At 65.6% G+C, this 22,999-nt stretch carries 23 protein-coding genes; 11 read left to right on the forward strand and 12 right to left on the reverse strand.

Annotation, left to right across the window (positions count from 1 at the left end; translation table 11 throughout):
- Positions 1–10: 10 nt before the first annotated feature.
- Complete coding sequence (locus ACIA8C_RS21205; protein ID WP_397137144.1) at positions 11–1,492, forward strand: SagB family peptide dehydrogenase; 1,482 nt, start codon at positions 11–13, stop codon at positions 1,490–1,492.
- Here ACIA8C_RS21205 and ACIA8C_RS21210 read toward each other — a convergent pair.
- The 3 genes from ACIA8C_RS21210 to ACIA8C_RS21220 are packed head-to-tail and all read right to left on the reverse strand — an operon-like array spanning position 1,481 to position 5,081.
- Positions 1,481–3,568, reverse strand: coding sequence for a xanthine dehydrogenase family protein molybdopterin-binding subunit (locus ACIA8C_RS21210; RefSeq protein ID WP_397137146.1), 2,088 nt, complete (start codon positions 3,566–3,568; stop codon positions 1,481–1,483). The genes ACIA8C_RS21205 and ACIA8C_RS21210 overlap by 12 nt on opposite strands.
- Positions 3,565–4,566 (reverse strand): FAD binding domain-containing protein, encoded by a 1,002-nt coding sequence (locus ACIA8C_RS21215; RefSeq protein WP_397137148.1) that lies wholly within the window; start codon positions 4,564–4,566, stop codon positions 3,565–3,567. Before ACIA8C_RS21215 ends, ACIA8C_RS21210 begins: the two co-directional genes overlap by 4 nt.
- Positions 4,563–5,081 (reverse strand): 2Fe-2S iron-sulfur cluster-binding protein, encoded by a 519-nt coding sequence (locus tag ACIA8C_RS21220; RefSeq protein ID WP_397137150.1) that lies wholly within the window; start codon positions 5,079–5,081, stop codon positions 4,563–4,565. The genes ACIA8C_RS21215 and ACIA8C_RS21220 overlap by 4 nt, the downstream gene beginning before the upstream one ends.
- Positions 5,082–5,225: 144 nt before the next feature.
- Between ACIA8C_RS21220 and ACIA8C_RS21225 the strand changes: the two genes are divergently transcribed.
- Complete coding sequence (locus tag ACIA8C_RS21225) at positions 5,226–6,647, forward strand: MFS transporter (RefSeq protein ID WP_397137152.1); 1,422 nt, start codon at positions 5,226–5,228, stop codon at positions 6,645–6,647.
- 77 nt (positions 6,648–6,724) lie between these two features.
- Here the strand turns inward: ACIA8C_RS21225 and ACIA8C_RS21230 are convergent, their stop codons facing one another.
- Complete coding sequence (locus ACIA8C_RS21230) at positions 6,725–7,147, reverse strand: MarR family winged helix-turn-helix transcriptional regulator (protein WP_397137154.1); 423 nt, start codon at positions 7,145–7,147, stop codon at positions 6,725–6,727.
- A 151-nt stretch (positions 7,148–7,298) separates the two neighbouring features.
- Complete coding sequence (locus ACIA8C_RS21235) at positions 7,299–7,745, reverse strand: MarR family winged helix-turn-helix transcriptional regulator (RefSeq protein ID WP_397137156.1); 447 nt, start codon at positions 7,743–7,745, stop codon at positions 7,299–7,301.
- Between the two features lie 88 nt (positions 7,746–7,833).
- Here ACIA8C_RS21235 and ACIA8C_RS21240 point away from each other — a divergent pair, with 88 nt between their 5' ends.
- From ACIA8C_RS21240 to ACIA8C_RS21260, 5 genes are all read left to right on the forward strand, one after another.
- Complete coding sequence (locus tag ACIA8C_RS21240; RefSeq protein WP_397137158.1) at positions 7,834–8,220, forward strand: nuclear transport factor 2 family protein; 387 nt, start codon at positions 7,834–7,836, stop codon at positions 8,218–8,220.
- 515 nt (positions 8,221–8,735) lie between these two features.
- Positions 8,736–10,100 (forward strand): cytochrome P450, encoded by a 1,365-nt coding sequence (locus ACIA8C_RS21245; RefSeq protein ID WP_397137160.1) that lies wholly within the window; start codon positions 8,736–8,738, stop codon positions 10,098–10,100.
- 238 nt (positions 10,101–10,338) lie between these two features.
- A complete protein-coding gene (locus tag ACIA8C_RS21250; RefSeq protein WP_397137162.1) occupies positions 10,339–10,800 on the forward strand; it encodes an anthrone oxygenase family protein in 462 nt (153 codons plus the stop codon).
- 242 nt (positions 10,801–11,042) lie between these two features.
- Positions 11,043–11,312, forward strand: coding sequence for a hypothetical protein (locus tag ACIA8C_RS21255; protein WP_397137164.1), 270 nt, complete (start codon positions 11,043–11,045; stop codon positions 11,310–11,312).
- Between the two features lie 160 nt (positions 11,313–11,472).
- Positions 11,473–12,258 (forward strand): STAS domain-containing protein, encoded by a 786-nt coding sequence (locus ACIA8C_RS21260; RefSeq protein ID WP_397137166.1) that lies wholly within the window; start codon positions 11,473–11,475, stop codon positions 12,256–12,258.
- On the opposite strand, the gene ACIA8C_RS21265 is transcribed toward ACIA8C_RS21260, so the two are convergent.
- Positions 12,246–13,283: a chemotaxis protein CheB gene (locus ACIA8C_RS21265; RefSeq protein ID WP_397137168.1), complete on the reverse strand. Its 1,038-nt coding sequence runs from the start codon at positions 13,281–13,283 to the stop codon at positions 12,246–12,248. The genes ACIA8C_RS21260 and ACIA8C_RS21265 overlap by 13 nt on opposite strands.
- Positions 13,284–13,344: 61 nt before the next feature.
- A complete protein-coding gene (locus ACIA8C_RS21270; protein ID WP_397137170.1) occupies positions 13,345–14,157 on the reverse strand; it encodes a SigB/SigF/SigG family RNA polymerase sigma factor in 813 nt (270 codons plus the stop codon).
- 352 nt (positions 14,158–14,509) lie between these two features.
- On the opposite strand from ACIA8C_RS21270, the gene ACIA8C_RS21275 reads away from it, so the two are divergent.
- On the forward strand, positions 14,510–14,926 hold the full coding sequence (locus ACIA8C_RS21275; RefSeq protein WP_397137172.1) for a group 1 truncated hemoglobin: 417 nt from the start codon (positions 14,510–14,512) through the stop codon (positions 14,924–14,926).
- Between the two features lie 93 nt (positions 14,927–15,019).
- Here the strand turns inward: ACIA8C_RS21275 and ACIA8C_RS21280 are convergent, their stop codons facing one another.
- A complete protein-coding gene (locus ACIA8C_RS21280; RefSeq protein ID WP_397137174.1) occupies positions 15,020–17,914 on the reverse strand; it encodes an ATP-binding protein in 2,895 nt (964 codons plus the stop codon).
- Between the two features lie 292 nt (positions 17,915–18,206).
- Here ACIA8C_RS21280 and ACIA8C_RS21285 point away from each other — a divergent pair, with 292 nt between their 5' ends.
- Positions 18,207–18,821 (forward strand): TetR/AcrR family transcriptional regulator, encoded by a 615-nt coding sequence (locus ACIA8C_RS21285; protein ID WP_397137176.1) that lies wholly within the window; start codon positions 18,207–18,209, stop codon positions 18,819–18,821.
- A 16-nt stretch (positions 18,822–18,837) separates the two neighbouring features.
- Here ACIA8C_RS21285 and ACIA8C_RS21290 read toward each other — a convergent pair whose 3' ends face one another.
- The 3 genes from ACIA8C_RS21290 to ACIA8C_RS21300 are packed head-to-tail and all read right to left on the reverse strand — an operon-like array spanning position 18,838 to position 20,758.
- On the reverse strand, positions 18,838–19,284 hold the full coding sequence (locus tag ACIA8C_RS21290; protein ID WP_397137178.1) for a hypothetical protein: 447 nt from the start codon (positions 19,282–19,284) through the stop codon (positions 18,838–18,840).
- A gap of 58 nt (positions 19,285–19,342) precedes the next feature.
- Positions 19,343–20,269: a hypothetical protein gene (locus ACIA8C_RS21295; protein ID WP_397137180.1), complete on the reverse strand. Its 927-nt coding sequence runs from the start codon at positions 20,267–20,269 to the stop codon at positions 19,343–19,345.
- A 15-nt stretch (positions 20,270–20,284) separates the two neighbouring features.
- Positions 20,285–20,758: a hypothetical protein gene (locus tag ACIA8C_RS21300; RefSeq protein WP_397137182.1), complete on the reverse strand. Its 474-nt coding sequence runs from the start codon at positions 20,756–20,758 to the stop codon at positions 20,285–20,287.
- 325 nt (positions 20,759–21,083) lie between these two features.
- On the opposite strand from ACIA8C_RS21300, the gene ACIA8C_RS21305 reads away from it, so the two are divergent.
- Positions 21,084–21,728 carry a TetR/AcrR family transcriptional regulator gene (locus ACIA8C_RS21305; protein ID WP_397137184.1) on the forward strand — a complete coding sequence of 215 codons (645 nt, stop codon included), beginning with the start codon at positions 21,084–21,086 and terminating at the stop codon, positions 21,726–21,728.
- Positions 21,725–22,582, forward strand: coding sequence for a metal-dependent hydrolase (locus tag ACIA8C_RS21310; RefSeq protein WP_397137186.1), 858 nt, complete (start codon positions 21,725–21,727; stop codon positions 22,580–22,582). Before ACIA8C_RS21305 ends, ACIA8C_RS21310 begins: the two co-directional genes overlap by 4 nt.
- Positions 22,583–22,637: 55 nt before the next feature.
- On the opposite strand, the gene ACIA8C_RS21315 is transcribed toward ACIA8C_RS21310, so the two are convergent.
- A complete protein-coding gene (locus ACIA8C_RS21315; protein ID WP_397137188.1) occupies positions 22,638–22,961 on the reverse strand; it encodes a hemophore-related protein in 324 nt (107 codons plus the stop codon).
- Between the last annotated feature and the right edge of the window lie 38 nt (positions 22,962–22,999).

Here is a 22,999-nt window from a genome sequence, read left to right on the forward strand (position 1 = left end):
GAAGAAGTCGATGAGTGCCGACATCGGTTCCCCGCTTGCGACATTCCTGGACCGCGGCCGCCGTCCGGCGGATGGCCCGATCGACTGGAATGCCGCCCCGGAGCGGTACAAGCGCTACCCCGAAGCCGAGCGGGTGCCCCTGCCGTGGGGCGAGGAAGTTGTCGATACCGCATCGATCCGGTCCCTGATGGGCGCCCTGCTGCTCGAGCTGTGCGGAATCACCCGCTTGATCTGGATACCGGTCCTCGACGGTGCGCCGAGGCCGGGGGAGTTCAAAGTTCAGCACGGGCGATCCGCGCCGTCGGGCGGTGCCCTCTATCCGCTGGAAGCGTATGTAGCAGTGGGTGATTCCGGGCCGGGGCTCTATCACTACGACGCCGCGCATCACTGCCTCGAGCTGCTGCGAACAGGCGATCATCGGGGCGCGCTGGCACCCGGCTCCTCAGTCCCCGCCGCGGTGGTGGTGCTCACCACTCGGTTCTGGCGCAACGGATTCAAGTATGGCGAGTTCGGATACCGGCTGCAGACACAGGAAATCGGCGTGCTCGCCGCTCATGCCGAAGCGATCGCCGCGCGCCTCGGCACCACCGTGGACACGCGCCTGGACTTCGCCGACGAGTCGGTCCATGCGCTGCTCGATGTCGATCCGCGCGCGGAAGCCGCGTTGGCCATGATGTTCGTCGGCGACGACGCGGCGGCCGCGAGTACACCCTCCTACCGGGAATTGATCGAGCTGGCCCCGGCGATCGCGCTGCGGCGCTCACCGACGATCACGGACCGGTTGCCCGCCATGGCCGCGCTGCATGCCGCCTCGATGACACCGCCGGACGACCTGGTGACGGAATCCGCGCCGTATCCGGTGGAATCAGGGCGCGTAGTGGCGCTCCCGTCGGTTCGGGTGCCACTCGACGCGGGTATCCCCGCCCGGTGCTCGCCCGCTGACGGGTTCCGTCCGCGATCCGTCGATGTGGCCCAGCTAGGGGGTCTGATTGGTACCGTCGCCGACGGCTGGGCGGGGTTCGGCCGAGGATCGGCCCTGTACTGCCTCGTCGCGCGGGTCGAGGCGATACCGCCCGGCACGTACCGCTACGACCCCGCACGGCATGCTCTCGTCGAGATCACCGTGGGTGTCGCCGAACCCATCCGCTGCCATCCTGTCGTTGGTGAGGCCGCCGCGGTCCTCCTGCCGGTCGGCGATTTTCTGGCGGGAACCCATACCGCCGGAGCCCGCTGGTATCGGATCGTGCAAGCCGACGCGGGCGTGGTTCTGCAGCGAGGCGCGCTGGCCGCCGCGGCACTGGGTCTTGCCGCGCGCATCTACTCCGGCGAAAGTCCTGATTTCACTGGTCATCTCGGCGGTATGGCGGACCGCACCACACTGGCCGCGCTACTGATCGGAGAGCCGCGAGCGGTCTCGACGCTGGACCACCGCATCCACCCGGTCCGTTACCCGGTGGGGAAGGCGAGGTCCGGATCCGATCTACCGGAGTAGCTTGTCCGCGGTGATGGGTAGATCGCGGATGCGGATTCCGGTGGCGTGGTAGACCGCGTTCGACACCGCGGCCGCGGCGCCGACGATGCCGATCTCACCCGCGCCGCGCGAGCCCATGGGATTGGTGTGCTCGTCGATCTCGTCCAGCCAGATCGCCTCGATATCGCCGATGTCGGCGTGGGCGTTGAAGTGGTAACCGGCGAGGTCCTGGTTCACGATGTGACCGAAGCGCGGATCGCGCACGCTTTCCTCGTGCAATGCCATGGACAGTCCCCAGATCATGCCGCCGATGAGCTGAGACCGCAGCAGCCGTGGATTGATGGCGCGTCCGATGGAGAAGACACCAAGCATGCGAGGCACCCGAATCTCGCCGGTGTCCCGATTCACGTGCGCCTCAACGAAATGCGCGCCGAAGGAGTGCGTGGCGAAATCGTCGTCCTGGCTTTCGTCGGCGTCGACGCTGACCTGCGCGCCGACGGCCGGGGCGGTCCCGTGTGTGTCGCGGAAGGCGCGTGCGGCGGTGACGATCGCGGTGCCCCACGAGCTGATACCCGAGGACCCACCCGCGACGGACGCCGAGGGCAGGTCGGTATCGCCGATCTGTAGCTCGACCGATTCGAAGGGGCAGCCCAGCGCGTCGGCGGCGATCTGGGTGAGCGTGGTCCACGTGCCGGTACCGATGTCCGCGGCGCCGATTCGAACGAGATATCGGTGGTCCGACGCGAACTCGACGCACGCCGCGTTTCCTGGTGATCGGGTAGCCGGATAGGTGGCGGCGGCGACGCCGGTGCCGACGAGCCAATCGCCGCTGCGTCGGCTACCGGGCGCGGGATCACGTGCAGCCCAGTCGAATTCGATGGCACCGCGGCGCAGGCATTCGATGAGGTGGCGTCCGGACCACGGCTTGCCCGAGTCCGGATCGGTGTCGGGTTCGTTGCGAATCCGCAATTCGATCGGATCGATAGCGCAGGCGACGGCGAGTTCGTCCATGGCCACCTCGCCCGCGAACATGCCGGGCGCTTCGCCGGGCGCGCGCATCCAGAACGGCACGGCCACGTCGAGGCGCGCCAGCCGGTGCGTGGTCCGGCGATGGGGCGCCCGGTACATCTTTCGCGACGAGACCGCGGTTTGTTCAGCGAACTCTTTGACCCTGGAGGTTTGCTCGATGACGTCGTGGGTGAGCGCGATCAGTGTCCCGTCGGCCGCCGCGCCGAGACGGATGCGCTGGATGGTCGGGGTTCGGTAACCGACCAGCGCGAACATCTGCTGTCGGGTGAGTGCCAGCCGTACCGGTCGTCCGCCGCTGCGTTGCGCCGCGAGTAGGGCGAGGACGTTGTGGGCGTGTGGGGCGCCCTTGGCGCCGAAGCCGCCGCCGACGTGCGGCGCGATCACCCGTAACTGCTGAGGCTCGAGTCCGAACAAGGGTGCGATCGTTTCGCGGACGGTGTGCACGCCCTGGGTGGAGTCGTACAGCGTGACGGCGGGCTCGTCGCCCGCCGGATGCCAGATGGCGATACAGGCGTGCGGTTCCATCGGGTTGTTGTGTTCGATCGGGGTGGTGTAGGTCTGATCGATGGTCACGGCGGCGGTGGCCAGCGCGGCGTCCGGGTCGCCTGCGACGGTATCGGTCGGAAAGACGGAGACTTTGTCCGGGGCGTAAAGGGTGGTGGGGTCGCCGGGGAATTCCACCTGAGCCTGCTGTTCCTGATAGGAGACTTTCACCAAACCGGCCGCATGCCTAGCTATTTCGGGTGTCTCGGCGATTACGGCGCCGATCAGCTGGCCGCGAAAGGCGACGTTGTCGTCTTGCAGGATGGTCAGCTCCCCGTCGGAGGTATCCGCCAATTTCGGTGCGTCGAAGACGGTGAGCACGGCGATGACGCCGTCGAGACGGGTGGCCGCGGTGGTGTCCATGGCGGTGACCCGGCCGCGCGCGATGGTGGCTTGCACGGGATGCAGATAGGTCGGCCGGTCCACGCGGTGTTCGGCGGTGTAAGGGGCGGTTCCGGTGACTTTCGCCGGGCCGTCCAGACGCGTCGGCGAGGTGCCCATCGCGTTGGCTTCGATGAGTGTCATGACCGCACCTGCTCGGATTCGGTGAGGGAACGCAGCGTCGCGACCAGCGTGCGCCGCGCGAGTTCGACCTTGAAGGCGTTGCCTGCCAACGGTTGTGCCTCGGCGAGCTCGGCCTCGGCTGCCGCCGCGAAGGTTTCTTCGGTGGCTGGGGCGCCGATCAGCGTCGACTCGGCCACGCGGGCCCGCCACGGTTTATGCGCTAACCCGCCGAATGCGATACGCGCGGAAGCTATTTCGCGCTGGTCGTGGCAAACCAGTTCGGCGGCAACCGATACCAGCGCGAACGCATACGACGCGCGGTCGCGCACTTTTCGATAGGTCGAGCGTGCGCCGGTGGGTGCCGCGGGTAACTCCACCGCGGTGATGAGCTGTCCGTGCGTGAGCACGGTGTCGCGATCGGGCCGGTCGCCGGGCAGGCGGTGGAAATCGACCAGCGGTATGCGTGTTTCACCGTCGGAGCCCATCACTATCACCTTCGCGTCCAAGGCAGCCATTGCCACGGCCATGTCCGAAGGATGCACGGCCACACAGTGTTGCGAGGCGCCGAGGATCGCGTGATAGCGGACGTAGCCGCCGAGAGCGGAGCAACCGGAACCGGGTTCGCGCTTGTTGCACGGCGTGGAGACATCCTGGAAATACACACACCTGGTGCGCTGCAACAGATTCCCGCCGGTCGTTGCCAGATTCCGCAGTTGGCCCGACGCACCCGACAGCAATGCCCTTGCGAGAGCGGGGTATTGGGTGCGTATCGAGGGATGTGCGGCCACATCGGTGTTGCTTACTCCGGCCCCGATGCGCAGGCCGCCGTCGGGCAATTCGGTGATCTCGGTGAGCGGCAGGTGGCCGATATCGACCAGCAGCGTCGGACCGGCCACACCCAGTTTCATGTGGTCGACGAGATTCGTTCCGCCCGCGAGATAGGCCGCCTCCGGCCGGTCCGACACGGCCGCGACCGCGTCCTCGATGGTGCCCGCCCGCCGATATTCGAAAGGAATCATGCCGAGGCCTGCCGAATCGCCGCGAGGATATTGGGGTACGCGGCGCACCGGCACAGATTCCCGCTCATCCGTTCCCGGATCTCGGCGTCGGTCAGCACCTGCTCCGCGTCCAGATCCTCGGTAACGAAGCTCGGCTGGCCGGCCGCCACCTCGTCGAGCATCCCGACCGCCGAACAGACCTGACCCGGCGTGCAGTAACCGCACTGGAATCCATCCTGCTCCACGAAGGCCCGCTGCATCCGGTGCAGTTCGCCGCCGTCGCCAAGGCCCGCCGCGGTAACCACGGTGGCGCCGTCCCGCGCGACCGCGAACGTCAGGCAGGTGAGAGCGCGCCGCCCGTCCAGTAAAACGGTGCACGACCCGCACTGCCCGTGGTCACATCCCTTTTTCGGTGCGGTCACGCCGAGTTTTTCGCGCAGGGCATCCAGCAGCGTGGTGCGGTTGTCGAGCCGCAAGGTATGCCGTACACCGTCGACCTCGAGGCTGATCTCGGTATGACTTCGGGCGGGTTCCATGAGCGCGGGATAGCCCTGCGGGTCGCGCTCAATCGGATTCGGTCCGAAGTGCCGATGAACGGCGTCGAGAAGCTACGGGCTCGGACGGTCTGCGGAGCGTCGCCCGTGGATGGGTCCGCCGTCGCCTTAGCCTGAGGTGTGGCTGTGCTGACCCCGCGCGAACGTCCGAGGCGTTGGTCGCTGGACGACATCGTCGTCACCGATCCGCCGATCATCCGCCGGGCCATCGGCGCGGCGAGCATCGGCAACATCACCGAGTGGTACGACTTCGGCGTCTACGCCTATTTCGAGCCGACCATCAAGGATGTGTTCTTCTCCCATTTGGGCGACACCGCGGGCACGGTCGCCACCTTCGGCCTGTTCGCGGTGGCGTTCCTGGTCCGACCGTTCGGCGGTATGTTCTTCGGCCCGCTGGCCGACCGCATCGGCCGCAACCGGGTGCTGGCTACCACGATGATCCTGATGGCGCTCGGCACCTTCGCCATCGGCTGCATCCCGGACCAGAACTCGATCGGCATCTGGGCGCCCATGCTGCTGCTGTGCGCGCGGCTGTTGCAGGGGTTCTCCACCGGCGGCGAATACGGCAACGCGATGACCTTCATCGCCGAGTACGCGCCGGACCGGCGGCGCGGATTCCTCGGCAGCTGGCTGGAATTCGGCACGTTCACCGGATATCTGCTCGGCGCGCTGATCGTCACGCTCGCCGACGCCACCTTGAGCCACGACCAGTTGCTGTCGTGGGGCTGGCGGTTGCCGTTCTTCGTCGCGCTTCCGCTCGGTATCGTCGGCGTCTACCTGCGCATGCGCCTGGCCGACACCCCCGCTTTCGCCGCGCTGGAAAAGGAATCCGAGGAGCGCGAGAAGTCGAACAAGACCGGTGACGAGGCCAAGATCCTGGCGAAGCTGTGGCCCTACGTCCTGGTCTGTATGGGTCTTGTCGTGGTCTGGAACGTCCCCAACTACATGCTGACCTCCTACATGCCGACCTATGTCACCTCGACGGTGCCGGACGCGACCGGCGGCGGAGTGTCCTCGTCGACCTCGCAGTGGCTGCAGATCGCGGTGATGGTCGTCGCGCTGCTGACCATTCCGGTGATCGGTCTGATCTCCGATCGGGTCGGCCGTAAACCGATCATCTGGACCGGTATCGCGGCGCTGATCGTGCTGGCGTTCCCGATGGTGCTGCTTGTCCGCACGGATAACGCGTTCGCCGTCTTCGTCGGCCTGCTGATGATGGGGCTGACGCTGATCTGTTTCAGCGCGACGATGCCGTCCACCCTGCCTTCGCTGTTCCCGACGAAGGTGCGTGGCGCGGGTCTGTCGGTGGCGTTCAACGTCGCGGTGTCGCTGTTCGCGGGCACCACCTCCGTGGTGGTCGGCGCACTCGTCGGAGTGACCGGCGACTTGAACTGGCCCGCCTATTACCTGATCATCGCGGGTGTGGTTGGCGCGGTGTCGGTGTACTTCCTGCAGGAACCCAACGGCAAGCACATGTGGGGTTCGGCGCCTGCCGCGCAGTCCGAGGAGGAGGCGGCGGAGTTCGTCGGGTCGCAGGCGCCGACTTAGCGCGAATCGTGGCAACGGCGACGGTTCGTGCCAACGCTCGCGGTGCGGTTCGGCCGCGACGAGCGCCGGGCGGGCGGCTAGGGGGACGGCTCGAGGAGCTTGGCGAGCGTGATGGTGTCTTGCAGGTAGCGGTCATACGGAAAGTTGGCTGCGAGCAAGGCGTTTCGGAGCTCGTCGAGAAGCGGTTTGCCGCTGGCGTGAAAAGCTGCGCGGCCCGCTTCGGTGCTGCGGACCAGGCGCCGTCGTCCGTGGTCGGGGTCGGGCTCGACCTGCACGAGTCCCGCTTCTTCGAGTGGGCGCAATGCCCGGCTGATCGCCGGATCGGATACCGCGAGCGCTTGCGCCAGCTGATGCTGGGTCACCGGCTCGATATCTTCCAACGTCCCGAGCAGCCGTATTTGGCTGTAAGTCAGGCCGCCGGAGCTGTCAACGCGCCGCCGGGTGGCGTCTCCGAGTAGGAGTACCACGCGATGCAACAAGTCTCCGAGTCCGTCATCCACGCGTCGAGCATATCAGAGTCTTACCTGGTTAATATTAACGTGGACTCCGACTTCCGAACTGCCCATGGGTGCGTCTCGTTGCGCATCGCCCAGCCATATCTGCCGTGGCCGAGGACCTGAATGCCGGTAGGACAACATGATCCGCGGCCGTTCAGCCGAAGGGTTGTTCGTGGACGAATCGGGTCAGCGCGGTAGCGAAGGCGCGGGCCTCGTGTTCGGGCCAGGCGGCCAAGTGTCTGTCGAGACGGTCGGCGAGGCGTTCGCGCATGGCCTTGACCGCCTGCTCGCCGCTGTCGGTCAGGCTCAGCAGCGTGGCGCGGGCATCGTCGGGATCTGGTGTGCGACGGAGCAATCCGGCTTGTTCGAGGCGGGTGGCGTGTCGGCTGGTCACCGAACGATCCAGGCCGATTTCGGCGGCAAGCGCGGCGGCGCTGCGTTGGCCCCAGCGGGCTAGGGCGCTGAGTACCGGATAGGTCGCCGTGTCCACTGCGGGGTTCATCCCGTGGGTCAGTTCGGCGTAGATGCCCTCGCGGGTTCTGCGGCGCAACAGTTCGGCGATCGCCTCGGCGACCTGGGCTCCGATCCCTTGTGGTGACATGTTTCCCACCATAGCGTGCATCGTGCACGGATATGCGCTACAGTCATCTGCGTGCGCGATGCACGCAAATGAACAAGGGAGAATGACCATGACCGCCATCGCCGCCGCCCTCGCCGACCTGCTCTTCGATCGGCAGATCGACGTCGACACAGCGTTCGCGCGCCACTTCACCGACGACTACCGTCAGCGCACCGACGGCGTGTGGAGCGACCACGCCGAGTTCGTCGAGCACATCACCCACCTGCGAACCGTCATTGCCGACGGGAGTGTGGAGGTGCACGACGAACTGATCAACGGCGACCGCTACGCCGATCGCCACACCGTGTCCGCCCGCAAGGTCGACGGCAGCGAGGTCGCGTTCGAGGTGCTTGTCTTCGCCGAACTCGCCGACGACGGCCGCTTCCGGCAGATCATCGAGACCACCACCATGCTCTCGGGCTCCGCACACGACCGAGGCCTGGGCAGCGCCCGCTGAACATGCCGTGCCGAGTCCGCCACGAGTCGACCGCCGTCGTCCGGCCCGAGTTCCTGGAGCAGTCGGGAAGCCTTGGGCCGGGCGAGGATACGGAAGACGCGCCCGTTATGCCGGGCAATGTCGTCACCGGCTAGCCCGAAAAGCATTGGGGCAGTTGCCTCGCCATCCTGTTGCCCGCGACCCAGCCCGACGTGCGGCAGCAGGGGCGCCGTAGGTGAAGTTCGCGTGCGATGAACGAATCTGCCAGTGCGAGAGCTCTTGTCGATCCACACTGGTTAGTAGGCCTAGTCCTCAGAGCGACCAATGCTTGTCAATCGAAGTCCACCCGAAAGGGTGGTAGTGGCGCCGTTCGGATCGGTGAACACTGGGGGGTCTGAAGTCGACGTTGCGCGGGACGGAGAGTCATGGGCACGCGGTTGAGAATTCGTCGGACGGTCGACGCGCTTCGTCGGGTAGCGGGCGGCGGGCCCCCGGGCCCCGGCAAACCCCGGGGCACTGACGGGCAGGTCAAAACCGTGCCGATCGCGGTGGCGCCGCACCGGCTGCCGGTGCTGGGGCATCTGGTGCCGCTGCTGCGAGATCCGCTGGGATTCATGGCATCGCTACCTACGTACGGTGACCTGGTCAGCATCGGACTGGGCCCGGTGAATGCGGTAGTGGTCTGCGATCTCGAACTGACTCGGCAAATGCTGCTCGAGGACCGCGTTTTCGACAAGGGCGGACCGCAATTCGACAGCGGCAGGGACTTGGTCGGTACGGGTTTGGCGACGTGCCCACATGCGCAGCATCGTAGGCAACGGCGTCTGTTGCAGCCGGCGTTCCATCCGAACCGGATCACCGCGTACGCGTCCGTGATGGTGCAAAAGATCGACGAAATGGTCGATTCCTGGCAGGACGGGCAGATCATCGACGTAAAAGCGCAACTGCACACACTCGCGGCCCGGGTGATCGCGGCGACGCTGTTCGATCACGCGATCTCGGATGCGGACCAGAAGCGGCTGCTCCGCGATGTCGAGGCAGTGTTCACCGGTGTCATGCGGCAGGCGATGATGCCGGCGTGGATGCGCCGGTTGCCGATCCTGGGCAACCGCGCCTGCATGGCAGCCGCCGTCGAGGCGCGCACCATTCTCGGCGAGTTGGTCGCCGCGCGCCGCGCCGAGGGGGTCGATCGCGGCGATCTGTTCTCGGCGTTGGTCTTCGCTCGCGACAGTGCGGGAGGTGGGCAGTTGAGTGACGACGAGATCGTCGAACAGGTGCTCACATTCTTCTTCGCGGGCACCGACACGAGTGCCGCGACGTTGGCATGGGCATTGATGCTGCTCGACCGGCATCCCGAGATCGCGGCCCGCGTGCACGCCGAGGTCGACACCGTGCTGGCTGGACGGCCCGCCGCGCGTGAGGATTTGCCGCGCCTGCAGTTCACCGGCCAGGTGATCATGGAAACCTTGCGTCTGCGTCCGCCGGGCTGGCTGCAGACTCGGACGGTAACCGAGGACGCCGAGTTGGGGGAGTATTCGCTGGTTGCCGGTACGACCGTGATCTACAGCGCGTATCTGATCCAACACCGGGCTGACCTGTACCCCGACCCTGAGCGGTTCGACCCGGACCGATTCGATCCAGGCCAGAGCGCGCCGCCCCCGCGTAATGCGATGCTGCCCTTCGGCGCCGGTGCCCGCAAATGCATCGGTGACAACTTCGCCCTGACCGAGGCCACCCTGGCGCTGGCAACCATTGCCGCTCGCTGGCGACTGCGGATCGTTCCCGGCACCGACACCAGGCCCACCCCGGCTGTGGTCCCGCAGCCTAGGCAACTGCGGATGCACGCGACCGCGCGTGCAGCACAGCCCGCGCGCTCTGAAGGATCCACCCAGATCGTCTGAGCCCAGGTCGACATCCGAAATGGTTGTGGCGCTTCAGAGTACGCAGTTGATGCCGCCGTTGTTCGGTGCCGCCCGAGCAGCGTCCGGGAGTGTTACGTTAGTCATATTGTATGAGTCCCGAAGTAATATGTTACGGTTTTCGTACTATATGTCTCTCGAACGGACACCCATGAACCTCGTCACCGGCGCGACCGGAATCATCGGACGGCCACTCGTCAGACCACGCGCAGGCATGGTCGTGACGAAATATGTACGCTTCGTCAGCCTGGTGTTCACCGGGCTCTTCGCCGGATTCCTCACTGGTGTCCTGGTTTTGGAGCTCTCCCTACGCAACTTCGACGCAGCGGTCTACACCCAGGTCAGATTGGTGGAGCTCGATTCGCTGGACAAGCTCGCGGTCGTCACGCTGCTCCCCGCACTGCTCGCCACCGCGGTACTGGTCTACCAGGCGTTCGGAACCAACGGTCGGTACCTGACAGTGGCTGCGCTCGCACTGCTCGTTTTCGTCTTCGTCCTCACACTCATCGTCAATCTTCCGATCAATTCCGACCAGCTCCAATGGAGCCCCACGAACCCGCCGAACGACTGGGCGAACGTGCGGAACCGATGGCAGATCGCCCACGCTGCCCGAACGGTGGCCGCCGTCCTCGCTTTCAGTCTCCTGTCCTGCGCTACCGTCTTGCCCAGCAAGAAGCGATAGCGACACAGTCGATATCCAGGGATGCAGAACAACTCGGTCCGCATCCCTGGCAAGACGTCCGGAAACAGCGGGCCAGTCAGGCCGCGCACGCATGACTCGCCGGACAGCGGGTACGCGCTGTAGATGGTCGACAGATCATCTCCACTACCAGGGGTCCCGCGATGAGCGGGCGAAACCCTACGCTTCGCGATAACGGCCGGAAGAGAAGTGCTTACCGCAGTGCGGCGCTGTTCGTAGGTGGCGTGGTGTTGCCTGCGCTTGCCGCCATGGTGATCATCGGGGCGTGGGTGGGCGGTCGAACCGACTGCGCCGACTGCGCGAGTCATCCTCGGTACCTGGTGGTCGTCGTGCCCGCGAGCATCTTGCTGGTCGGCACCCTCGCGGCTTTCGGCAATACCTATCGCGTGTGGCGTCGCGGCGGTCCCTGGGTGACCTGGCAGGGCGCCGGCTGGTTTCTGATGACGATCACCCTTATCTATCTCGCCATCTCGGCAGGAGCCGTGGGCAATTGAGCCAACCGTCCGGCAGCCTGGAACCTGAGGTAAGCGCCGAAGCCGCGATGGCCGACTTGTGTATCGATATGCTCGAGGTGAACGCGGTACCGCACAGGCCGGACGCGGGATGGCGTCCGTGTCGGGGTGCGTCGGCCATGTCCGCCTGGAGGTTGAATCAGTGGCTGTAGGGCAGCAATTCGGTTGGGATCCGGTGGAAGTGGACGGTTGCACGGTGCTCCGCCCACACGGTGAGCTGTGCGCGCTCAACTATCGGTCGTTCACCGATGACCTGATCAAGTTCGCCATGGACGTGCCGCAAGCGCTGATCGTGGTGTTGGACGATCTGCTGATCACCGGCGATACCTCGCTGTCCGCGTTCGCCAAGGTGTGGATGCGGATCGGTGAATGGCCGGGGGTGCCGCTGTTGCTGGTGGCCGCGTCGGCTGAGTTGCGCGGGCGATTGGTCACCGCGGTGGTCCACCGGTTCGTCCCGGCGTACGCCACGATGGCCGAAGCGTTGGTGGCCGCGGCCGACCCGCCGTTGCGGTTCAGGTCCAGTCTCGCGGTCGCGCCGACCGAGGGTTGCGGCCAGCGAGCGCGCCAGTTCGTCGAGCGCACCTGTGATCTCTGGGCGGTGCCGGAGTTCCGGATCGATGCGTTGGTGATCGTGACCGAGCTGGTCGAGAACGCTTTCCAACATTGCCGTAGCAGCGAGGACATGGTGGTCCGGGTGGAGTTACGCGATGAGTTACTGACGGTCGCGGTCTCCGATAGCGATCCCCGCGAGGCGGTGCTGCGGGAACCGACGAGCGAGTTGACACGGTTCTTCGGATTGCACGCGGTGGCACAGTTGGCTTTGGCGTGGGGCTGTGCGCCACGGTGGCCGAACGGCAAGGTCGTGTGGGCGACGCTGCCCACCGCGCGCCGGGCGATGTGGCCCGGGCGCCGGGCTCAGTCGAACTGAGGAGCCGATTCCGGCTCGGTTTCCTGGCTCGATCCAGGCCCGTCGTTGCGGTGGGTGAGAAGCCTGCGCAAAACGGCGGCCGCATGCTCGTGCTCGATGCTCTGTTCGGCGAATCGGTCGGCGGGCCGCCGCTGACCGCGGCGTAGCGCGTCGGACCGCATGCGTTCGACCAGTTGTTGCTTTTCCTCGAGCACTCGCACCGCCGTCCAGAGGGCTTTCTCGGTCTGCACGATTTGTTCGACGAGCAGCGCCTCGCCGGTCCAGCCGTGACCGACCCGGCAGCGGTATCGCGCCTCGTCGGGCAGGGCGTACAGCGGCCCGCCACAGTCGGGACAGCTGAAGCCGACCGGATGGGTCAAGTGCGTCACGTCAGCCGAATTCTGCTGCTCACCGGCATCGATCTCGGCCTCCAGCCGAGCCAAACTCGACGGGCGCGCGGGCGCGGGCAGTGCGACCCGCGTGGTGATGGATTCGGCAAGCACCGCGCCGATCTTGCGGGCGGGCAGCGTGAAGTCGACCGGGACGTGCGCCAACGCGCTGTCGGGCATGCTCCGATAAACAGCTTCTTCCGGGTCCTGCACCACCGCGAGCCCGCCATGGGCCTTGATCAGGGACAGGCCCGCAGTGCCGTCATCGAGCGATCCGGACAGGACCACCCCGATTGTCCGTGGGCCCCAGGTGATCGCCGCGGAGCGGAACAGTTGGTTGATGCCCGGTCGTCGTCCGTTCTCGGTTGGCCCATGCGACAACAGGATTCGCTCATTCGATACGAGCAGGTGATGGTCGGGGACAGCCACGTAGACGACGCCGGCGGTGAGGCGCATACCGTCTTCGGCGGTCAGCGTTGGCAAGGTTCCGCTGCGGCGCAGTATCGCGGCCAGCGCGCTGGCCGCGCCCGCTGGCATATGTAAAACCACCAAGACAGCCGCAGGAAGGTCCTCGGGTAGGCCCGCGACGAAGTCGCGCAGCGCCTCCACGCCGCCGGCGGAGGCACCGGCAACGATGAGGTGATCTGGTTCCGCCATTCGGGCCCCTGGAGTTGGTTGTATCCGACTGCTAGTGCAGGACTACCCGCCGAAGCTCAGTTCAGTCGGCCAGTGCTTGTTCGCGCAGTGCGTCCAGGGTGCGGGAGAGGATTCTGGATATCTGCATTTGGGAGACTCCGCAGCGCTGGCCGATTTCGGCTTGGGTCAGGTTTTCGAAGAAGCGCATGTGCAGGATGCGTTGTTCGGTTTCGGGCAGCGCTGCCAGCAGGGGTGCGATTGCCAGGGCGTTTTCGGTGAGTTCGTAATGAGTGTCTTCATAGCCGAGGTTTTCGGCGGCGGCACCGGTCCCGGGTCCGTCGTCGGTGCGGGGGATGTCGATGGAGTCGGTGCGGTAGCAGTTTCTCGCGATCAGGGCCTGGGTGATTTCGGTCAGATCCAGGTCGAGGTCGAGGGCCAGTTCTGTTGCGGTGGGTGGGCGGTCGAGCCGGTGTACGAGGCGTTCGATGGCGGGCCCGATCTTCTGTTGTGTTTCCTTGATTCGGCGAGGCACGCGAAGTGCCCAGGTGCGGTCGCGGAAGTGCCTGCGGACCTCGCCCATGACGGTGGGGACCGCGAAGGACAGGAATGGGCTGCCCCGCGCGGGGTCGAAGCGGTCGACGGCGAGCACGACACCGACCGAGGCGATTTGATAGAGATCGTCATAGGTTTCGCCGCGTCCGCTGAAGCGGCGGGCGATATGGTCGGCCAACGGCAGGCATCGCCGCACTATCGTGGCCCGCAGCTCCGGGAACCGCGGATCGGCGGTGTCCAGCGCGGCCAGTTCGATCAGGGCCGGCTCGATGTCGTCATAACTATCGCCGCCACGCCTACCCCGATCAGCGGCGGTTCGTGGCATCGCTTCGGCAAAAGTCATAGCCCACACCCCATTTCAGGTCGTCAGAGGCGGCTCACCCATGCCGACCGCCGGACACCCGTCCGGTATGGCTCGGCACATCGGTGCTTTTTCGATGATCACATTCGCTTGTTACCCGGTGGGGTCGAGGTCAATCACGTCCAACCCGAGGGACCGCCCTCGGAACCGGGATTTCGGTACGCCGGTGGGGTCAGATCACTGTCGCTGTGGCCATCGAACCGAGGCCTGACATGGTGCCTCACAGTATTCTCTCCATACCGGTGAGGGCGCCGCAACGTGATTGCTATGGGCAGCAATCGAGCCGCGATGAACAGCTCACCTCGGGGCAATGTGCCGCTGCTGTCGTTGAGTCATGACTATTTCCTCGTGGTTCAAACAGCGATCGACCGCGACAGCCGCACCGATCTTCGATCAGATCGGTGGTTATCAGGCGTTGGAAGTCGTGGTCGCCGATTTTTACGTCCGAGTGCTCGCCGACGAACAGCTGGCCGGTTTCTTCACCGGCACGAATATGAACAGGCTGCGCGGCAAGCAGGTCGAGTTCTTCGCGGCCGCACTCGGCGGACCCGACCCGTACACCGGCGCACCGATGAAACAGGTGCATCAAGGCCGCGGGATCACCATGGCGCATTTCGGCCTCGTCGCCGAGCATCTGACCGATGCGCTGGTCGCGGCCGGCGTCCCCGCGGAGGTGGTAGCCCAGATCATCTCCACCATCGCGCCGCTGGCTGCCACGCCCCTGTGTGCCCAGCCGGGCGGAGGGAACTAGAGGCCGATCGACGTAAGCTACGGCGCGAATGACCAGCCGACGGACCACATCACCGGCGGCTGGTCAGCGGAGTGGGTGGAGCGGAAAGGTCTATCATCGTGCACCCTGTTGGGCCAGCGCCACCGCTACCTGAATCCGGGATTGCAGACGCAGTTTCGTCAGGATGTTCGATAGGTGCGACTGCACGGTGCGGGGCGACAGGAACATTCTGGCGGCGATGTCGGGGTTCGACAGGCCCTCCGCTACCAGCGCGGCGACCTTCCGCTCGGTGGGTGTCAGCGCCTGCAGGCCGGTTTTGGGCCGGTTGCGGCGGCCGCGGCGGCCGCGGCGAATTCCGTACTCCCGCAAGCGCGCTTCGGCTCGCGCGATATCCCATTCGGCGCCGAGTCCGGCGTACAGGTCGATCGCGTCGTCCAATGCGGGCCGAGCTTGCTCGGCGTAACCGTCGGCCGCGAGCATGGTTGCGAGGGTTTCGTTCGCCTGTGCTTGATACCAGGGGCGATCAGCCTGCCGGAACGCTTCGACGGCCTGGGCGACCAGCGCCGACTCGCCCTCGGCCAGCCCGCGGCACAGCGCCGCCGTAGCGCGTCGGCTGTGCGTGGAATGCCGCGCCGCCAACGCCTCCGCGGCGGAGGCGACTTTGCCTGCGAGCTCCGCCCGCCCGGCCGCGAACGCCAGTCGTATCAGATCCGGATACATCTGATACACCGTGGCCGAGACCGGTCCGTTCGCGAACTCCTCGCAAAGGCTCATGGCCCGGCTCGAATCACCTTGTGTCTCATATATCAACGCCTGCACCCATGGGCGCAGATGCCGGTAGCCGAGACCATCCCACCGAGCATCGGGTGCGGGTAGCGACTCCGGGGTGCCGACGAACGTGCCGCGATGCACCGCGACGAGAGCCGTCAGGCACTCGGCGGCCGCGGCTGCGCCGAAGACGTCCGGTGCGTCCCGGCAGGCGCGCAGTTCGATCAGGGTTTCGTCCCAGCGGCCCCGCAGGAAGTGTAATCGCGCCAGTTCCAGCCGATTCGGGCCGAGATACACACCTGCGGTGTGCTCGCTGTACCGAACCGCCAGCGTAAGCGTCTTTTCCGCCGCCGCGTGCTGGTCGAGCTCGGTCAGGCAACGGCCGCTCAGCGAGTACGGCTCGATGTTGGACAGCCGACGGCGACCATGGGATTCGAAATTCCGGATCAGTTGATCGCCGAGTTGCCGCGCCTCATCGAGAAATCCCTGGTGGAACCGTACCAAGCCCAGCGCGAGCGAACTCAGTCCGCTGGCGACCGGATCCGCATGGGCGAAATCGGTCGAAATCGCCTGTGCCGACGCCTCTTCGGCGAGGTCGAAACGCTCGTGCAGCGTATGGGCCACGGCACGAAATCCGTGAAACCGCCCCTGCCGCACTGTGCTGACGCCGGGCCGGGCGAGTGCGGAATCGGCGACCTCGACGGCGTCGGACAGGTTGCCCTGGGCGAAGCAGGCATGGGCCAGCAGCCAGCGCAGCACAATGCCGACCTCATGTCGCCCGGTTATGTTGGCGCCCTGCGACATTGCGTGCCGCGCCACCGCCTCGGCCTCGGCCGGGTTCCCGCTCCATAACAGCGCCCGGACCTGCCAGAGCCGCAACTCATCGAAGCGCTCCTGGTCGAGTCGCCGGGTCTCGAGGGCCCGTGCGAGCACCCCGGCCGCCAGTTCCGGAGCACGAACCGTCAGCGGCTCAACGACATTCGCCAACCACTCCAGGCCGGTCGGGTCCAGCGGCCCAGCACCCGTCAGCAGGTACATCGCGACGCGCTCCACCGGCGCTGCCATCGACATCAGTACCCGGGCCGCTCGCATTTGCAGAGTCACCCGCGAGGCGGGCGGAAGCTGATCGGCCAGCACCTGACGGATCAGGTCGTGCCGGAAGGTCAACTCGGCGCCGGAACGAACCAGGATTCCCGACGCGATCGCCGTGCTTATCACGCTCCACACGTCGATGAGCGGCGCCTCGAGCACCTCGGATAGTTCGATCGCCTCGACCCCCTGCCCCAAGGCCGCGGCCATCGATAGGATCTGCCGCGATCGTGCCGGCAGTTGGTCCATCCGCCGCAGGATCACCTCGGTCAGTGATTCCGGCAGGCGGATATCCGCGGATCCGCTCTCGGCGAAAGGGCTTGCGTCCGAACTGATGTCGCCGGACTCGAGCATCCCCGCCTGCAACATTCCCGCCACTAGTTCGGTGACGTACAGGGGATTACCACCCGCGCTGGAGACGGCAGCCGACAGCAGGGGCCCAGCGGACGATCCGAGGGAGAGATCCACCAGCACAGCAACTTCCGCAGGGCTCATCGGGCCGAGTCGCACCAGTTCGGCACCCGCCGCCTCGAACTCGGCGAGCAGATCCGACAGCACGCGCGCACGGGGCGGCGGCCCGACCGCGAGCACGATCAGCAGCGGGAGCTTGTTGACGAATTCTCCCAGCCGCTGCAGCGTCCGCAGGCTCGACGGATCCGCCCAGTGTGCGTCGTCCAGGATCAGCGCGAAAGGCCCTGTGGCACAGTAATTCTCGGTAGCTGCAAGCAGGGTCTCGATGGTCGTTGGCTCGTGCCCGATTGTCATTGTGTTCGTGCCGGCGCTCCGGCCCGCCTGTTCTCGGAGCGGCGCCAGCTCGACTGCGGCTCGCAGCGGCCCCATCGCCGCGAACGGCACGTGTTGTTCGAGCTCCTTGGCCGCACCGCACAGTGCCCGCAGCCCACGTGCGGCAGCCGATCGCGCGGCCGCGGAAAGCACTGCGGTCTTGCCGATGCCGGGTTCCCCCTCGACGAGGACGATTCCGCCCGCGCCCGCGGCCACCTTGTCGATCCGGTCCGTTATCCGACCGAGCTCGTCGCGCCGGCCGATCAGCCGTCCTGCCGGACCGCCGTGCGCGGGGTATTCGAGCGACGCACCCGCTCCGGACCTCCCCGCCGGCGCGGCTGTTGATTCGATTTCACTGAGTCCTTGCATAATTCCTGCCCCGTGGGAATCCGAGATGGTCGAGTGATGCCACACGCGCACATGCGGATTCGGCCACCGAAGGCGGATCGACGTTGGCCGGGCTCGCCCTCCTCCATGGCCGAGTGCCCGGCTCGGCGAATCCCGTGCGGCACCCGGACCGCGCGGATCGACCGAAAGCGGCGCTGCTGCAACAACGTCGCGGAACGGGGATGCTGTTCGATCAGATCGCCCGACGTATACTGATTTACTAGTAGGTCAAATTCTCGCCAGGACCCGCCCAATAGTCAAGAGGCACAAGACTATGACGTCACGTCCCCAGAGGGGCGACCGCAGCACTCGGTCACACATCCTCGATGTTGCCGAGCACATGGTGCAGAGTCGCGGGTTCAACGGGTTCAGTTATGCCGACGTCGCCGCGGCCCTGGCGATCTCCAAACCGGCTCTGCACTACCACTTTCCGAGCAAGGCGGAGCTGGGCCTCGCGCTCGTGCAGCGATACGAGCAGCGGTTCTTCGAGGCGCTGTCAACAGTCGCCGACCGCGGCGCCCCCGCCAGGCTCGAGCACTACGCGAGCCTGTACGCCGGCGTCCTGCGCGAGCAGCGAATGTGCCTGTGCGGCATGCTCGCCGCCGAGTACCGGACCCTGTCGGAGCCGATGCAGCAATCGGTGGTCCACTTCTTCGAACGAAACGAGGCATGGCTGTCCGAAGTACTGACCCTGGGACAGCGGGAACAAACACTCGCCTTCACGGGGTCTGCGCACGAGAAGGCGCGAATGATCATCAGCTGCCTGGAAGGCGCGATGCTCGTGGCCCGGCTGTACGGCGATCTCGGCATGTTCCAGACGACGGCGGCGAGCCTGCTCGCGGGACTCGCGCCCGCCGCCGCCGACGAAACCGCCGACACCGCAGGCTGATCCGATAGCGGACCGGTCAGTCGTAGTATCGCTTTTTGAGCTCGCCGACCTTGGCCAGGTAGTCCTGGATGAGCTCGGCGGCGGCTTCGGCGAAGCTCGCGCAGAACTCGGTCTGGGATAATTCGCGAACGGTGTCGGGTTCGAGGTGAGCCGAGAATTCCTTCATGCCTACCGTGCAGATCTTGATCCGCTTGTCGCTCGATTCGCCGGCAGCCTCGACAGCGTCCCGGTCCGCGAAGAACGCGTAGTCCGTGGCGTTTTCGGCATCGATGTTCAGATGTGTGTACTCGATCGCCCGCCGATACTGCCGCTGCCACCCGGCCGCAAGCAGCCCGGCGATACTCGCCAAAGCCCGCTCCATGATCGGTTCGTTGACGAACGCATAGTCGCTGTCCTTGAAGAACAACGCGACTTCGGTGCGTGCGGACAACTCCGCTTCGATGTCGGTCCCGGGCGCGGTCACCCGGACGCGTATATTGTCCAGTCGCGTAGCCAAATCCATGACAGTCCCGCTTCTATCCTCAGCCAGGCAGACCCATGCCGCGGGCGCCGCCGAGGTCGGCCGGACTCATTCCGGCGAGATCCGGGCGTGCGGCGACAAGCTTGTTCTTATTATCGTTGAATGCGCCGATCAGCGGTGCGACGTAGTTCGCGATATGGTTTTGCTCGACGTCCTGGATATGCTGACGCAAAGTGTCGATAGCCTGCTTCATCGAACCGACGACGGATTCGGCGGACTGCCCGGATCCCGCAATATTGGATGCGCCCAAGCCAACGTTGCCGAGGGCGATGCTTCCGGCGACCGGCACGATCGGTGCGGTAGCGCCGCCGGTTCCGATGGTGATGAGCCCGGAAGCGATCGTGGCGACCGCGGAAAGTACGGTCAACAAGTAACTCCACTGGTTCTTGGTGCAGCTACCGACGTTGTCCAAGGCGTCCAACGTGTTTTCCGCGATACCGTCGATATCGTGGCGCGCCGCGGCCCACATCGCCTGATGCGCCTCGAGGACACCCCGCATGGTCGACAGGGCCGTGAACTGGTTTGCGGCAAACATTCCGAAAGGGTCGACGAAGTTGGCCTTGAACGCGATCGCGGCCGCACCGGTCCAGCTCTGCAGATAGCCACCGTCGGTTGTCATCTTGGCCAGGTCGGTGTTCGTCAACATCACATCGCCGGTGAGCTTTGTCTGCGGGGCCGAGCCGGAGTTCACCTGCCCCATAGCCGCCTTCAGATCATTGATCAGCGGGTCGTAGTGCGCCGGATCTGGCATCTTGGTGAATGGCTCGAACGCCGGCTCGACGAAGGCGAATTGCTGCCTGAATTGCTCTAGTGGCGGGGCGCTCACGGCCGATCTGCCCGTGGTAGCGGGCGTCGCCTCCCGCCGTGCGATGGTGGCGGCCTTCTCTGCGATGTCATGCGCGTGTTGCATGAGCTGATCGAAACTCATTCTGCCACTTCCCATTCACTCGACGTACGCGCGCCGGCCCGGCCGGTACCTACCGGTCACATTTTGGGCGGCGTTCAGTGCCGGATCGTCGCGTATGCGGCGGTTCATCTCGTCAGCGGCCGCGTGATCGTTCACCGCGAAATACTGCGCCGCGTTGTCCAGAGCCGTCGCGGTGTCTTCCAGATTCTTCACCGTGTCCGTCAGGAAACTCAGCACGGTCTCGTGTAGCGCGAGATAGGCGTTATACACCGGACCTTTTGCGTCACCACCGAAGAACGCTGGTCGATCCATAACCTGAGCCAGCTGATCGGTGACACTGCGGCAGCTACCGATCGCAATACTGTAGTCCAGCGCGATCTGCGGAAAATCCGCCTTCGCGGCCTTTTCCAGTTCGTACAGCTCGACACCGAACCGTATATCCGAAACCCCCATGGACGCCCTCTTCCCTACGTCTTGAAGTCCGCGGGCGGCGAACCGGCCACCACGCATCGCAAACGGTACCTCCGCTCAGGCGAATTGCCCAGGGGTTCAACGGAATCGGGAATAATCCCGCCTTTGAGCCGTCGTCGAGTCCATAAATATCCGCCTACTCGCGGATGTTTCCACCTGCCGCGCGGCCGTATCATTGCGCGGACTTCCGCCCAGGGGAAGGGTGTCTCAGCTCTTTCCGGTTGAGTCTCGACGCCGATCGCCAATATTCCACAATGGAATGTCGAGGGTTCGAAGCCCTCGGCGGAAGGGTCGGTACGGGCCTCCGATCCGCAGTTGCAAGAAACCGTACCTGTTTATTGTTTCTTGAGTCATACTCGTTGTTATGGCGAGCACACGAACCCGGCGAACACAGCCCGAACGGACCGCGCAGACCCGGCGCGCGGTGCTCGATGCCACTGTCGACGCGCTGGTCGAGGTCGGCTTCAGCGCGGTAACGACCAGCGGCGTCGCGCACCGGGCTGGGGTATCGCTCGGCGCGGTGCTGCATCACTTTCCGACGAAATCGGATCTGCTGTGCGCCGCGGTCGCGCATTCGTTCGACCGGAGCATCGAGGAATACCGCGAAGTTATGACCCACCCCAGGCCATCGGCGAACAGGGTCGACACGGCGATCGAATTGCTGTGGTCGATGTATTCGCGTCCCACCTACGCCGCCTGGCAGGAGCTGTGGACCGCGGCACGCACCGACCCGGCGTTGGCCGCCGCGATAGTCGACGTCGACCGGCAGTCCATGGCCGCAGTCGAGCGGGTGTATGCCGAGCTGTTCCCGGTCGACAGTGATTCGCAGGCCGCTCCCGCCGTGGTGCACCTGCTGTTGGCGTTGTTCGACGGGCTGGCTTTGTCGCGGTCGATACCCGGCTACGAACCGTACCCCACCGACGCCGTCCTGGCCGCCGCCAAAGAGCTTGTCCGCCCACTGATTACGGGCAATAGGGAAAATTCCGAGAGATACCGAGCAAAGTCATGACGAACTCACCCGCTAATGCCAAGCAGCCGATTCGGGTTCGGCGCATTCGATTTACCTATCCCACCGGGTCGCTGCGACGTCACTATGTAGACGGAGATCTGGTCATGAGCCACGCCATGGCCTACTTGTCATCGACCTTTCCGGAGGGTGAAGATTTCTTTGTGCGCTCCGTCCGACGGTTCGCCGATCAGCTGACCGAACCCGAACTCCGGTCGCGGGTAGGCGGATTCATCGGCCAGGAGGTCACTCACGGCCGCGAGCACCGGGAGTTGAACGAACGTCTGCAACAGATGGGCTATCCCACCTGGTTAGGGGACCGCACCACCTGGCTGTTCCTCTCGCTGTGCGAGCGGGTGCTGTCGCCGCTGAGCTGCCTGGGGATAACGGCCGCGCTCGAGCACTTCACGGCGGTCGCCGCGGAAACCCTGCTCAGCGACGAGCGAGCGCAGGCATTGCTGGGATCGACCGAGGTGCGCTCGATGCTCCTGTGGCACGCGATCGAGGAGTCCGAGCACAAGTCAGTCGCGTTCGACGTCTACCGTGCTGCCGGTGGCACCGAACGACGCCGCATTGCCGCGATGCTCTTCACCATGGCCTTTTTCGTGACCGGCGTTACCACGCACACCGTCGCCTCGCTGGTCCAGGACCGCGCTACCTACAACCCCGGCACGCTGGCGCGCAGCCTGGCCGCCCTGTGGCACTCGCCGTTCCTGACGTCGAGCGTCTTCGCCCGGTTTCGGGAATACGTGAAACCCGGCTTCCATCCCGATGACACCGACAACACCGCACTGCTCGAGTACTGGACCGCGGAATTGTTCGGCGAGCAGGGCACACTCGTGGACCACCTACGATGAACCGCGGCTGATTCATACCGCCACCGACCAGCGGCCGATCAGTGCGCTATGCCGCCTACTTGTGGCAAGCGTGGCGGTAGTCGCGGATGGCGGCGCGGGCGTTTTTGAAGTCCTGTGCTTCCTGCGGGTGCGCCTGGCGGTAGGACTTCCACTCGGCTTTGCGCTGGTCCTTGGGCAGGGACCGCACCTTCGCGATTTCGGTGGCGAAGTCTGGGTGGCCGGCCAGGAATGCCGCGATCTGCGGGGCGCTGTCCGCCCGCGCCTTGGCTGCGGCCGCGGGGTTGCATTGCGGGCCTGGGTCGGCGGAGGCGGCTGCGGGCAGGGCGATGGCCAGGCCAGCGAAACCGGTGAGGGTGGCGGCGATGAGGGTGCGCTTCATTGTTTTCTCCAGTGTTATGCGGACCATGTCCTCATCGA

It is taken from the genome of Nocardia sp. NPDC051321 (assembly GCF_044455225.1).
Taxonomy (GTDB): domain Bacteria; phylum Actinomycetota; class Actinomycetes; order Mycobacteriales; family Mycobacteriaceae; genus Nocardia.

Bases quoted from the DNA above. Each gene is read 5' to 3' on its own strand.
- ACIA8C_RS21210 (WP_397137146.1), bottom strand. From the start codon at position 3,568: ATGACACTCATCGAAGCCAACGCGATGGGCACCTCGCCGACGCGTCTG.
- ACIA8C_RS21215 (WP_397137148.1), bottom strand. From the start codon at position 4,566: ATGATTCCTTTCGAATATCGGCGGGCGGGCACCATCGAGGACGCGGTC.
- ACIA8C_RS21235 (WP_397137156.1), bottom strand. From the start codon at position 7,745: ATGTCACCACAAGGGATCGGAGCCCAGGTCGCCGAGGCGATCGCCGAA.
- ACIA8C_RS21305 (WP_397137184.1), top strand. From the start codon at position 21,084: ATGGCGAGCACACGAACCCGGCGAACACAGCCCGAACGGACCGCGCAG.
- ACIA8C_RS21280 (WP_397137174.1), bottom strand. From the start codon at position 17,914: ATGCAAGGACTCAGTGAAATCGAATCAACAGCCGCGCCGGCGGGGAGG.
- ACIA8C_RS21275 (WP_397137172.1), top strand. From the start codon at position 14,510: ATGACTATTTCCTCGTGGTTCAAACAGCGATCGACCGCGACAGCCGCA.
- ACIA8C_RS21240 (WP_397137158.1), top strand. From the start codon at position 7,834: ATGACCGCCATCGCCGCCGCCCTCGCCGACCTGCTCTTCGATCGGCAG.
- ACIA8C_RS21315 (WP_397137188.1), bottom strand. From the start codon at position 22,961: ATGAAGCGCACCCTCATCGCCGCCACCCTCACCGGTTTCGCTGGCCTG.
- ACIA8C_RS21295 (WP_397137180.1), bottom strand. From the start codon at position 20,269: ATGAGTTTCGATCAGCTCATGCAACACGCGCATGACATCGCAGAGAAG.
- ACIA8C_RS21300 (WP_397137182.1), bottom strand. From the start codon at position 20,758: ATGCGTGGTGGCCGGTTCGCCGCCCGCGGACTTCAAGACGTAGGGAAG.
- ACIA8C_RS21265 (WP_397137168.1), bottom strand. From the start codon at position 13,283: ATGGCGGAACCAGATCACCTCATCGTTGCCGGTGCCTCCGCCGGCGGC.
- ACIA8C_RS21270 (WP_397137170.1), bottom strand. From the start codon at position 14,157: ATGACTTTTGCCGAAGCGATGCCACGAACCGCCGCTGATCGGGGTAGG.
- ACIA8C_RS21205 (WP_397137144.1), top strand. From the start codon at position 11: ATGAGTGCCGACATCGGTTCCCCGCTTGCGACATTCCTGGACCGCGGC.
- ACIA8C_RS21220 (WP_397137150.1), bottom strand. From the start codon at position 5,081: ATGGAACCCGCCCGAAGTCATACCGAGATCAGCCTCGAGGTCGACGGT.
- ACIA8C_RS21285 (WP_397137176.1), top strand. From the start codon at position 18,207: ATGACGTCACGTCCCCAGAGGGGCGACCGCAGCACTCGGTCACACATC.
- ACIA8C_RS21310 (WP_397137186.1), top strand. From the start codon at position 21,725: ATGACGAACTCACCCGCTAATGCCAAGCAGCCGATTCGGGTTCGGCGC.